General features: G+C 60.6%; 10 protein-coding genes. 6 read left to right on the top strand and 4 right to left on the bottom strand.

The genetic code is table 11. From position 1 onward, the window contains the following. Positions 1-1,037, bottom strand: a 1,037-nt coding sequence (locus QZ571_RS14435) for a 3-deoxy-7-phosphoheptulonate synthase class II (RefSeq protein ID WP_295536306.1), incomplete at its 3' end; no start/stop codon positions are given. Between the two features lie 176 nt (positions 1,038-1,213). On the opposite strand from QZ571_RS14435, the gene QZ571_RS14430 reads away from it, so the two are divergent. The 6 genes from QZ571_RS14430 to QZ571_RS14405 all read left to right on the top strand — a co-directional run bounded on the left by QZ571_RS14430 (position 1,214) and on the right by QZ571_RS14405 (position 7,659). After that, positions 1,214-2,269, top strand: a complete 1,056-nt coding sequence (locus QZ571_RS14430; RefSeq protein WP_295536303.1) for a GlxA family transcriptional regulator — start codon at positions 1,214-1,216, stop codon at positions 2,267-2,269. 196 nt (positions 2,270-2,465) lie between these two features. Beyond that, positions 2,466-3,650 (top strand): ABC transporter substrate-binding protein, encoded by a 1,185-nt coding sequence (locus QZ571_RS14425; RefSeq protein ID WP_295536300.1) that lies wholly within the window; start codon positions 2,466-2,468, stop codon positions 3,648-3,650. 105 nt (positions 3,651-3,755) lie between these two features. After that, complete coding sequence (locus QZ571_RS14420) at positions 3,756-4,616, top strand: ABC transporter ATP-binding protein (RefSeq protein WP_295536298.1); 861 nt, start codon at positions 3,756-3,758, stop codon at positions 4,614-4,616. After that, positions 4,613-5,317, top strand: coding sequence for an ABC transporter ATP-binding protein (locus QZ571_RS14415; protein ID WP_295536295.1), 705 nt, complete (start codon positions 4,613-4,615; stop codon positions 5,315-5,317). Before QZ571_RS14420 ends, QZ571_RS14415 begins: the two co-directional genes overlap by 4 nt. 3 nt (positions 5,318-5,320) lie before the next feature. Then, a complete protein-coding gene (locus QZ571_RS14410; RefSeq protein WP_295536293.1) occupies positions 5,321-6,328 on the top strand; it encodes a branched-chain amino acid ABC transporter permease in 1,008 nt (335 codons plus the stop codon). After that, positions 6,325-7,659 (top strand): branched-chain amino acid ABC transporter permease, encoded by a 1,335-nt coding sequence (locus tag QZ571_RS14405; RefSeq protein WP_295536290.1) that lies wholly within the window; start codon positions 6,325-6,327, stop codon positions 7,657-7,659. The genes QZ571_RS14410 and QZ571_RS14405 overlap by 4 nt, the downstream gene beginning before the upstream one ends. 45 nt (positions 7,660-7,704) lie before the next feature. Here QZ571_RS14405 and QZ571_RS14400 read toward each other — a convergent pair whose 3' ends face one another. Genes QZ571_RS14400 through QZ571_RS14390 form a run of 3 tightly spaced genes read right to left on the bottom strand, consistent with a single transcriptional unit; the run spans position 7,705 to position 12,013 of the window. Then, complete coding sequence (locus QZ571_RS14400; protein ID WP_295536287.1) at positions 7,705-8,433, bottom strand: alanyl-tRNA editing protein; 729 nt, start codon at positions 8,431-8,433, stop codon at positions 7,705-7,707. Then, entirely contained in the window at positions 8,433-10,985 is a 2,553-nt protein-coding gene (locus QZ571_RS14395; RefSeq protein ID WP_295536284.1) for a DUF3772 domain-containing protein, read from the bottom strand. The genes QZ571_RS14400 and QZ571_RS14395 overlap by 1 nt, the downstream gene beginning before the upstream one ends. Continuing rightward, complete coding sequence (locus tag QZ571_RS14390) at positions 10,982-12,013, bottom strand: cysteine synthase A (protein WP_295536281.1); 1,032 nt, start codon at positions 12,011-12,013, stop codon at positions 10,982-10,984. The genes QZ571_RS14395 and QZ571_RS14390 overlap by 4 nt, the downstream gene beginning before the upstream one ends. Between the last annotated feature and the right edge of the window lie 39 nt (positions 12,014-12,052).

The following is a 12,052-nucleotide window of genomic DNA, read 5'->3' as shown; positions in this document are numbered from 1 at the left end:
ACGACATTGGCGCCCTCAGATTCGACCGTGCGAATGAGGCGCGGCAAATGATCGCCCACCTTGCCCGCGCCAAAGCGCGCGATCAGGGTCAGGCGGCCCGCCTCGTTTTCGGGGTTCAGCTTGGCCATCAGCACCTTGAGGTCGTCCTCGGTGGTGGTGGGGCCGCATTTCAGACCGATCGGGTTTTGCACGCCACGGCAGAATTCGACATGCGCGCCGTCAGGCTGGCGCGTGCGATCGCCGATCCACAGCATGTGGCCGGTGCCCGCAACCGGCAGACCGGTGGTGGAATCGATGCGGCACAGGGCCTCTTCATATTCCAGCAATAGCGCCTCGTGGCTGGTGTAGAACTCGACCGCGCCAAGTTCATGGGCGGTTTCCGAGGTCACGCCAGCGGCGCGCATGAATTCCATCGCCTCAGAGATCTGATCGGCGACCTTACGGTATTTTTCGGCCTCATCGGCATCGGTGAAGCCCGCGATCCAGCTTTGCACGCGGTGGATATCGGCAAAGCCCCCCGTCGAGAACGCCCGCAACAGGTTGAGCGACGCCGCAGCCTGCGTATAGGCCTGCAGCATTCGGTTCGGGTCGGGCTGGCGCGAGTCCATCGTGGCCTCGAACCCGTTGATGATATCGCCGCGATAGCTGGGATATTCCACGCCGCCGATCATCTCGGTCGAGGCCGAGCGCGGCTTGGCAAACTGCCCCGCCATCCGGCCGACCTTGATCACCGGCACCTTCGCGCCCCACGTCAGCACGACGGCCATTTGCAGCATGACCTTGAAGGTGTCGCGGATATTGTCAGCAGAGAACTCGCCAAAGCTTTCGGCGCAATCGCCCCCTTGCAGCAAGAACGCCTCGCCTCGCGCGGCTTTCGCCAGATCCGCCTTGAGACGGCGTACCTCGCCGGCAAAAACCAACGGGGGCATGCGCGACAGGGTGCCCTCAACCGCGCTCAGCGCTGCGGCATCGGGATAGTCAGGCATCTGAACCCGCGGTTTTGCGCGCCAGTCCGATTTGCTCCAACCCTTGCCCATCTGATCCTCCAAAACGTGGTTTTCTTGTTCGAGGGCGGTTATAGCCGTGCCGTCGCACAAGGACAAACCCGAAAATGCGCAGCTACAATCGCCCGGGCGCTGCGCGAGTTGCTCTTGCGGGGCGACGGAATTCCGGTGCACGCTGTAGTGCGCATCCCAATGTCGAGACCACACCCATGCCCCAAAGCCCGCCCCGTCTGCATCGCCGTCCCGCACCGTCGCAGGGCACGATCCGGCTGGGGGAAAACCCGCGCAAACACAGCTTTGCCTTCTTGCTGCTGGATCGCTTTACGATGATGGCCTTCGCCAGCGCGATCGAGCCGCTGCGGCTGGCCAATCAGGTTTCGGGCCGCGATCTGTATGAATGGCAACTGGTCAGCGAGGGCAAGCGCGACGTCTCCTGTTCCAATGGCGCGGTGTTTCGCACCGATCTGGGGTTGGAAGAATTGTCGCGCGATTCCACGGTTTTGGTGTGCGGCGGGATTGATGTGGCCGAGGCGATCAGCAAGCCGGTGCTGAATTGGCTGCGCCGTGAGGCGCGACGCGGGGCGGCGATGGGGGGCTTGTGCACGGGCGCTTGGGCGCTGGCAGAGGCCGGGCTGCTTGATGGGCGGCGCGCCACGATCCATTGGGAAAACACCGATGCCTTCAGCGAGGATTTCCCCGATGTCGAATTGACGCGCAGCGTGTTTGTCATTGACGGTAACCGGCTGAGCACGGCGGGCGGCACCGCCTCGATTGATCTGATGCTGCGCTTGATCGCGATAGATCACGGCGAGCAACTGGCCAATACCGTGGCCGATCAGATGATCCATTCCTCGATCCGCACCGATCGCGATTCTCAGCGGCTGTCGATTCCCACCCGTATCGGCGTGCGTCACCCGAAACTGGCACAGGTGATCGGCCAGATGGAGGGCAATATCGAAGAGCCGATCAGCCCGGCCGCGCTGGCCACCGAAGTGGGCATGTCTGCTCGCCAGTTGGAACGGCTGTTCCGTCGTTACCTGAACCGCTCGCCCAAGCGCTATTACATGGAATTGCGGCTGCAAAAGGCGCGCAATCTACTGATGCAAACCGAGATGAGCGTGATCAATGTCGCGATGGCGTGCGGCTTTGCCTCGCCCTCGCATTTCTCCAAATGCTACCGCGCGCATTACCAAACCACGCCCTACCGTGAACGCGGCACCTCGGGCGGAAGCGAAGCGGTCGGCGCGCCAGAGGCCGATCATTGATGCACAGCGCGGCGCTAAGTCCGCGCCTGATCCTCACAAAAACGCACAATACCCCAAGTTGGCGTTACGAAAGCACGATTGGCGCTTGACCTTTTGGTCCGAATTTCCATGACTTCGCCCCATCCGCGGTGTTTCCTTTTACAAAGCCGCGCACTAATCTCGCGCTAGAACGCGAGTTCAACATGGGAGTGAATAAATGAAAAAAATTCTTCTGGCCTCTGCCGCGATCGCTTTTGGCGCGACCGGCGCTTTTGCCGATGAAGTGAAAATGGGTGTTCTGCTGGGCTTCACTGGCCCGCTGGAATCGCTCGCGCCGGGCATGGCAAAAGGCGCCGAAATGGCGATGAAGGAAGTCTCGGATTCCGGCAAGCTGCTGGGTGGAGACACCGTGACCCCGGTCGAGGGCGACTCGACCTGTATCGACGCTGCGGCTGCAACGGCAGCGGGCGAAAAGCTGGTCACCTCGGATAAAGTGCATGGCATTTTGGGTGCGATGTGTTCGGGCGCAACCACGGCTGTGCTGCAAAACGTCGCGATGCCCAATGGCATGGTAATGGTCTCGCCCTCGGCAACCTCGCCGGCGCTGTCGACCCTGCCCGACGACGGCCTGTTCTTCCGCACCGCGCCCTCTGATGCGCGCCAAGGCGATGTGATGGCCGATGAAATCCTTGAAAAAGGCATCAAATCGGTCGCTGTGACCTATACCAATAACGACTACGGCAAGGGTCTCGCCGACAGTTTCGAGAAAGCCTATGCCGCCAAGGGTGGCAAGGTCACGATCTCGGCAGCGCATGAAGACGGCAAGGGCGATTATTCGGCCGAAGTCGGCTCGCTGGCCTCGGCAGGTGGCGATGCGCTGGTGATCGCGGGCTATGTCGATCAGGGCGGCTCGGGCATCCTGCGCGGCGCACTTGATACCGGTGCTTTCTCGACCTTCGTCTTCCCCGACGGCATGGTCAGCCAAGCGCTGCAGGACAATTTCGGCCCCGAGATCAACGGCTCCTTCGGCCAGCTCCCCGATTCCGCGGGTCAGGGCATGAAGACCTATCTTGGCATGGCGAAAGCAGCCGGGTTTGATGGCTCCTCGGCCTATTCGGGCGGGTCCTACGATGGGGCTGCGCTGATGCTTCTGGCAATGCAGGCGGCCAATTCCACCGATCCTAAAGTCTACAAAGACAAGATCATGGAGATCGCCAACGGTCCGGGCGAAAAGATCTATCCCGGTGAGCTGGCCAAGGGTCTTGAGCTGCTCAAGGAAGGCAAGCCGATCGATTATGAAGGCGCAACCGCCGTCAACCTGATCGGCAATGGCGAGGCTGCGGGCACCTTCCGCGAAATCGAGATCAAGGATGGCAAGATCGAAACGGTGAAATACCGTTGATCGGATAAGCGATCTAGAACAGCCCGGAGTGATCCGGGCTGTTTTCAATTAAAACAATACATTGCGGCACGCTCTTAAAGTGACCGCAGGATCCCAGGGGACCCCATGATCCGGGTTGAAAATCTCGTCAAATCCTTTGGCGGCTTTCGGGCTGTCGACGGTGCAAGCCTTACCATCGAAACCGGTTCCATCACCGGCCTTATCGGCCCGAACGGCGCCGGAAAATCCACCCTTTTCAATGTGATAGCGGGGGTTCATGAACCTACCGAAGGCCGTGTCACGATGGATGGCGAGGATATCACCGGACTGAAACCGCATGAGCTGTTTCACAAAGGGCTGCTGCGCACCTTCCAGATCGCGCATGAATTTCCCTCGCTCACAGTGCGCGAGAACTTAATGATGGTGCCTGCAGACCAGCCCGGCGAGACGCTGTGGAACACATGGTTTGGGCGCAAAACAATTCGCAAGAACGAAGCGGAGCTTCTGAAGAAGGCCGATGAAGTTCTTGAATTCCTGACGATTTCTCATCTTCGCGATGAAAAGGCGGGCAACCTCTCGGGCGGTCAGAAAAAGCTGCTAGAGCTGGGCCGCACGATGATGGTCGAAGCCAAGATCGTGTTTCTCGATGAGGTCGGCGCGGGCGTGAACCGCACCCTGCTCAACACGATTGGCGATGCGATTGTGCGCCTCAACAAAGAGCGCGGCTATACGTTTTGCGTGATCGAACACGACATGGATTTCATTGGCCGTCTGTGTGATCCGGTGATCGTAATGGCCGAGGGGCACGTTCTGGCGCAGGGCTCGGCCGATCACATCATGGAAAACGAGGCGGTGATCGAGGCCTATCTGGGCACGGGCCTGAAGAACAAGGTCAAGGCCGAGGAAACCAAAGAAAAAAACCTGCATGAAGATCACGGCGCCCAACCCGGCCTTGGCGATGAAGCGGGCAAAGGGGGCGAGGCATGAGCTATCTTGAAGCGCGCGACATGACCGGCGGCTATGGCAAAGCCGACATTTTGCACAGCTGCACATTATGCGTCGAAAAGGGCGAGATCGCGGTGATCGTGGGCCCGAACGGCGCAGGCAAATCCACCGCGATGAAGGCCGTTTTCGGCATGCTGAACCTGCGCGAGGGCCGCGTCACGCTGGACGGCGTTGATATCACCGGGTTGAGCCCGCAAGATCGGGTGAAAAAGGGCATGGGGTTTGTGCCTCAGGTCAATAACGTCTTCCCGACGATGACGGTGGAAGAAAACCTCGAAATGGGCGCGTTTATTCGCGACGATAATTTCAAGGTCACGATGGAGCAGGTGTTTACCCTGTTCCCGATCCTGAAGGACAAGCGCCGCCAAAACGCGGGCGAGTTGTCAGGTGGGCAGCGCCAGCAGGTCGCTGTCGGGCGCGCGCTGATGACGCAGCCTAAGCTGTTAATGCTGGATGAGCCCACCGCCGGCGTCTCTCCGATCGTGATGGATGAGCTGTTTGATCGCATCATCGAAGTTGCGCGTACCGGGATCTCGATCCTGATGGTGGAACAGAACGCTCGCCAAGCCCTTGAGATTGCAGATAAAGGATATGTCCTCGTGCAAGGCGAAAACAAATATACCGACACGGGCAAGGCGCTACTGGCCGACCCGGAAGTTCGGCGCACTTTCTTGGGGGGCTGAGCGATGGATTTCCTTAACGCGCTGGTCGCGATCACCAATTACGTTATCATTCCCGCCACCGCCTATGGCGCACAGCTTGCGCTTGGCGCGCTTGGGGTGACGCTGATCTATTCGATCCTGCGGTTTTCCAACTTCGCCCATGGCGACACGATGGCATTCGGAACTGGGGTGGTCATTCTGATCACCTGGGGATTTCAGGCGATGGGCATCAGCTTTGGCCCGTTGCCCACGGCGCTGCTGGCCCTACCCTTTGGCATCATCATCACCTCGGCGCTGATGCTGGGCACCGACAAGGTGGTCTATCAGTATTACCGCAAGGTTAAGGCCGCGCCGGTGGTGATGGTCATGGTCTCGGTCGGGGTGATGTTTATCATGAACGCGCTGACGCGCTTTTTGATCGGCGTCGATCAGATCAACTTCGCCGATGGCGCGCGGTTCGTCATCAATGCGCGGGAATGGCGCGAGATGACAGGGCTGGCCGAGCCGCTAACGTTACGCTCCACCCAAGTGATCACCGTCGTCACCGCGATTTTGGTGGTCTGGGCGCTGTTCTGGTTTCTGGGCAAAACACGCACCGGAAAATCGATGCGCGCCTTTTCCGACAACGAAGATCTGGCGCTGTTGTCTGGCATCGACCCAGACCGCGTGGTCGCCGTGACCTGGATCATCACCGGCGCGCTCGCCACTATCGCGGGCACGCTCTATGGTTTGGACAAGTCGTTCAAAGCCTTCACCTATTTCCAACTGCTGCTGCCAATCTTTGCCTCGGCCATCGTGGGCGGTATCGGCAACCCGGTGGGCGCAATCGCGGGGGGCTTCGTGATTTCCTTTTCGGAAGTGGGCCTGACCTATGCGTGGAAAAAGGTCGTCACCTATCTGATCCCGAACTGGGAACCCGACGGGCTGGTTCAGCTTTTGTCGACCGATTACAAATACGCTGTCAGCTTCACCATTCTGATCCTCGTTCTGATCTTCAAGCCGACCGGCCTCTTTAAGGGGAAAATCGTATGAGCACCTCACGTCAGGCAGAAACTGCGGCCGGTGGCCGTCTGCGCGCGCCCCTGTTCTTTGCCCTCATGGCCGCGTTGATTGTGCTCGAGGGGCTCACCTCAAGCTGGAACTCAGCGCTGGGCATTCTCAACATGGGCCTGCTAAGCGCGATCATGGCGCTGGGCGTGAACATGCAATGGGGCTATGCGGGGCTGTTTAACGCGGGCGCGATGGGGTTCGTGGCGCTGGGCGGGCTGGCCCCGGTGTTGATTTCGATGCCGCCCACGCAGGGTGCGTTCAAAGCGGGCGGCGTGGGCATTCTCATCGCGTTTGCGGTGGCCACCATTGCGGTGATTGGCGCGGTTTGGCTGTATCGGACTCTGAAAGGACGCGCGCGTGGGCTTGCGGTCGCGCTGGTGCTGATCATCGGCTTTTTCGTCTTCCGCTGGGTGTTTGATCCGGCGGTCGCGGCGATTGAGGCGATCAACCCTTCGGCTGCGGGTAACCTTGGCGGCCTCGGCCTGCCGACACTGGTCTCATGGCCGGTGGGTGCACTGCTTGCGGCTGGGGCAGCCTGGCTGGTGGGCAAGATCGCCTTGGGGCTGCGCTCGGACTATCTCGCAATCGCAACGCTGGGCATCGCCGAAATCGTTGTCGCCGTGCTCAAGAACGAGCAGTGGTTGGATCGTGGCGTTCTCAACGTCAACGGCATCCCGCGCCCCTGGCCGGTGCCCTATGAGATCACGCTGCAAAACAGCCCCGCCTTCGTGTCCAAGATGCAGGCTTGGGGGATCGACCCGACGCAGGGCTCGACGCTGACGGTCAAACTGGCCTTCCTTTTGCTCTTTGTCGTGGTGATCGGCGTGCTGCTGTGGTTCAGCGAAATGGCGCGACGCTCGCCTTGGGGGCGGATGATGCGCGCGATCCGCGATAACGAAGTTTCAGCCGCCGCAATGGGCAAAAACGTCACCCGCCGCCATTTGCAGATCTTTGTTCTCGGCTCGGCGGTGATTGGTCTGGCGGGCGCGATGATGATCTCGCTTGATGGCCAGATGACCCCGTCCAGCTATAACCCACTGCGCTACACCTTCCTTGTCCTCGTGATGGTGATCGTGGGCGGTTCGGGCAGCAATTGGGGCTCGATCTTGGGCGGTTTGCTGATCTGGTATGTTTGGGTGAAGGCGGGCGATTGGGGGCCCAATATCATGGCGCTTCTGGCCAGCCCCGTTCCCGATGGAGCCTTCAAACAGCATATGATCGATTCCGCCGCCCATATGCGGATGCTGGTCATGGGAGGCATTTTGCTGATCGTACTGCGCTTTAGTCCACGCGGGCTTTTGCCAGAAAAATAACGGATGGGGGGCGCAGGCCCCCTACCCGGTTTTTCGGCGCATGGCTTAGGTCAAATGCAGATAGACCCGGCGGTTCTGGCGACCCTTCTTCTCGATCTTGCCAATTTTGACGCCACCGATTTCTGACAGCGAGGCCACATGGGTGCCGCCACAGGGCTGCAGGTCAATCTGTGCATTTTCGCGCCCGATCGCGATCAGCCGCACCCAGCCTTGCCCTATGGGCGGCGCGACGGACATCGTCTTGACCAGTTCGGGCTGCGCGGCGAGTTGCGCATCGGTGATCCAGCTTTCGGTCACGGGCAAATCCTGAGCGATCCAGCCATTCATCAGCGCATCAAGCGCGTCGATATCTTCGGGTTTTTCGGCCATGTCGAAATCAAGCCGTCCGCGCTCGACCCCGATCTGCCCGCCCGTCACCGGAAAGGGAATGGCGACCGATAACAGGTGCAGCGCGGTGTGCACGCGCATGTGGCGATGGCGCCGCTCCCAGTCGAGGTCCTGACGCACCCGCGTGCCAATCGGGGGCAAAGGAGCGGGCTCGGACGGGACCAGGATCACCGCGCCGGGCGCATCGGGTTCGGCCTTGACGGTGGTGGCAATCTCAAGCGCGCCGCCCGGCCAGACCAACCGCCCGCTATCGCCGGGCTGACCGCCACCGGTGGGGTAAAAGATCGAATCCGCGCAGTAAATCCCGCCCTCGGAGGTGTGCCCGATGACCTGCGTTTCCAGATCGCGCAAATAGGGGTGAATGCGGTAGCTTTGCTTCTGGGGCATTACCGGGCTCCTCCATCGCCATCGCCATCGCTATCACCGTCGTTGTTGATATCCTCGATCCCCTCGCCGGGCAGCGGCTGGCCGAGATCAGTGCGGCTTACCCGCTTTTCGGGCGTGTCCGTTTCGCCGGTGTCCGTCTGCGGTGCGGGCGCAGTCTGGGCCGTGTCAAGCTGGCCACGCCCGGCATCGCGCAAAACCTCGGGATTGCGCAGCCATAGATCGTGTTGAGTAAAGGGCACTTCGATACCAGCCTCAGCAAAGCGGGCGTTGATCTCGTGGTTCATTTCGCTCATCACGCGCAGTTTGAAATTCACATCCGACAGGATTGCGCGCACTTCAAAGTCCAGACTCGAAGCGCCAAACGCGACAAACAGCACATAGGGTTCTGGGTTCATCATGACGAGCGGCTGATTTTCGGCCACTTCCAGAAGGATCTTCTCGACCTTGCGCGTATCGGAGCCATAGGCCACCCCGACCGGCACGATCAGCCGCCCCGTGACATTGGCGCGCGTCCAGTTTGTCACCTGCCCCGAGATCAGATCGGCATTGGGCACGATCACTTCCGAGCGGTCAAAGGTCTCGATCCGGGTCGAGCGCACGGTGATCGCCTTGACGACGCCTTGCTGGGTGCCAACCTCAATCCAGTCCCCTTCCGAAATCGGGCGTTCGATCAGCAAGATGATGCCCGAGACAAAGTTCTGAACGATGGTTTGCAGACCAAAACCGACCCCGACCGAGAGCGCACCTGCAACGATTGCCAGCGAACTCAGATCGATCCCCGCCGAGGAAATCGCGATCACCGAGGCCAGAAAAATCCCCAGATAACCGATGCCCGAAATGATCGCACTCTGCCCGCCCTTATCAATCTTGGTTTTCGGCAAAAGCGAGGTGCGCAGTGCCCCCTGCACCAGCCGCGTGACCGACAGGCCGATCAGGAAAATGATCAAGAAGGTCAGGAAGACGCCGGGCGAAACGCGCACGCCACCCATCGTCGCGCCTGCTTGAAAGGTCGACCAAAGCCCGATCAGGTCGTCAATCCGCGCGCCCCAAATCAACGCCGCCACGGGCAGCGCCAGAACCCCAAGCGAAAAGCCGATCAGCACCGGGATCAGGGATTCGCGCGCATCATCATCGCGCCGCGTCACAAAGACATAGAGATCGGCAAAGAACTGCTGCAGCACCAGCACCAGCGCAATCAAACCCAATGTCAGGATCAACGGCCAGATCATCGCATTGGCCGCGTTCACATAGCCAATCGCGCCCAGCACCGGGCCGAGCACCGCAATCGCGATTACCAGACTGCCAATCGCCCCGACGATGCGGTCGCGAAACGCTTTTTCTTCGCTGTCATAGCTGTCATCGCGCAGATGGCTGCGCAGCATTTGCCCAAGCCGGAACAGAAAAATCCCCGCCAGAACCTGAAGCGGAAAGGCCAGCACGCCAAAGCCCGCATCCAGCGTTCGCGCCAGCGCATCGGTCTGCTCGCTCGTTTTGGCCGCAGCATTGAGCACCTGCTCGCCCCGGCTGACAATCCAGTCGCCCAAAGGCCCTTGCAGCCCGACCAGCATGCCCAGCATCACCGTCAGAACACGCCCTTCGCGGCGCCGCTCTGGCAACAGATTAAAGGGCGCCTCTTGCTGATCGCTTTTTGGAAAGACCCGACCCGCGAGCCAGACGGCCGTAATAATCACGGTCGCTGACGCCCCAAGCGTGCCCAGAAATTCAAGCCATAGCGGACCCAGCAACGCTGTCTGGCGCAGCGCGAGGATAAGAATGACAACCCCCACCAGCGGTAAGAACAACTGCCCCAAGGAGACAAGCGCATCAATCACGCGGCGCGCGCGCAATGCCAGTTTCTGCTCGACCAGATTGGCCAGACTCTCGATCCAGCGTCGCCCGCGCCAAAGCAACAACAGCGCGATAAACACCAGCCCCACGATCACCGGAGCATTGTCGCGCGTAGTGGCAAAGGGGCTCGAGGTGTTCAGCTCCTTGCGCATCTCATCGACCAACGCCCCCGTCAGCGCGGTCGTGATCGTCAATGCGTTGGGCCAGTTGACCGGGTTCAACGGCGTCGGCGTGAGGCGCAGCAATTTATCGGTCTGTCGCGCGCGCAACAGCTTGTCGATATTGGCGATAATGACATCGGCGCGGCTGGCAGCTTCGGTCGCGCGCAGACCGGGCGCTTGCAGTGTCGAGAGCTGATCTTGCAGCGTCTTGCGACGGCTCGCAATTGCCTGATCCTCGGTCGCGTCCCCCGTAGGTGGCGGCCCAAGCGCCTCGATCTGGGCTTTGACGGTCGTGATTTGGCTGGAATTAATGTCTTCGGCCGCCGTCAGAGTCTTTCGCCACCCGTCGATCTTGGAGCGTAAAGCATCAAGCGCCGGATTGTCGGCAGTGCCCTCTTGCACGGTATTTTCGGCGTTGACGGCGACCTTGTCCCAGGCTGCGTAATCAGGCGGGCTAGGGGCCGCGTTATTTTGTGCCAGCGCCAGCCCCGGCAGGGCCAACGCAAGCATCACAAACCAGACCCGCAGCAGCCGCCAGATCATTGCGCGTAAACCTCGGGGATTTTGCGGCCGGGGCCATCGAGCCATGCAGGCACCGGAAGACCCTTTTCACGCAGGAATACGGGGTTGAACAGCTTGGATTGATAGCGCGTGCCGTAATCGCACAGGATGGTCACAATCGTGTGGCCCGGCCCCATCTCACGCGCCATGCGGATTGCACCGGCCACGTTGATGCCCGACGAGCCGCCAAGGCACAGCCCCTCTTCGCTCAGCAAATCGAAGACAATCGGCAGCGCCTCGGAATCGGGGATGTTATAGCTCATATCCGGGGTGAACCCCTCAAGATTGGCGGTGATGCGGCCCTGCCCGATCCCCTCAGCAATCGAAGAGCCTTCGGATTTCAACACGCCCGTGGTGTAAAAACTGTGCAGCGCTGCGCCATCGGGATCGGCCAGCGCGACCTTCACACCCTTGGGCTGAAGCGCCATGCCAATGCCCGCCAACGTGCCCCCCGAGCCCACAGAGCAAACAAAGCCATGCACATGCCCGCCAGTCTGCTCCCAAATCTCGGGGCCGGTGGTTTCGATATGGGCCTGACGATTGGCCACGTTGTCAAACTGATTGGCCCAGACCGCACCATTGGGGTCGGTTTGCGCAAGCTCCGCCGCCAGCCGTTCCGAGTAACGCACAAAATTATTGGGGTTCTTGTAGGGTGCCGCTGGCACTTCGACCAGTTGCGCCCCCGCGAGACGCAGCATGTCTTTCTTTTCCTGACTTTGCGTTTCGGGGATCACGATCACCGTGCGAAACCCCATCGAGGCCCCCACCAGCGCCAGACCAATGCCGGTATTGCCCGCCGTGCCCTCGACAATCGTGCCGCCCGGTTGCAGCGCGCCACGTTGGATCGCATCGCGGATCATGAACAGCGCGGCGCGATCTTTTACCGATTGGCCGGGGTTGAGAAACTCTGCCTTGCCCAGAATCGTGCAGCCCGTCATCTCGGACGCTTTTCTCAACTTGATAAGCGGGGTGTGGCCCACCGCTGCTGCCAGATCGCCGCAAATTCGCATGAAACCCTCCAGTGTCGCGCGCCCGTCCTCGGGCAACGC

It is taken from the genome of uncultured Thioclava sp. (assembly GCF_913064665.1).
In the GTDB taxonomy this organism is placed as follows: Bacteria; Pseudomonadota; Alphaproteobacteria; order Rhodobacterales; family Rhodobacteraceae; genus Thioclava; species Thioclava arctica.
The sequence above is the reverse complement of the archived record's forward strand: the minus strand, read 5'-3'. Positions and strand labels throughout refer to the sequence as shown.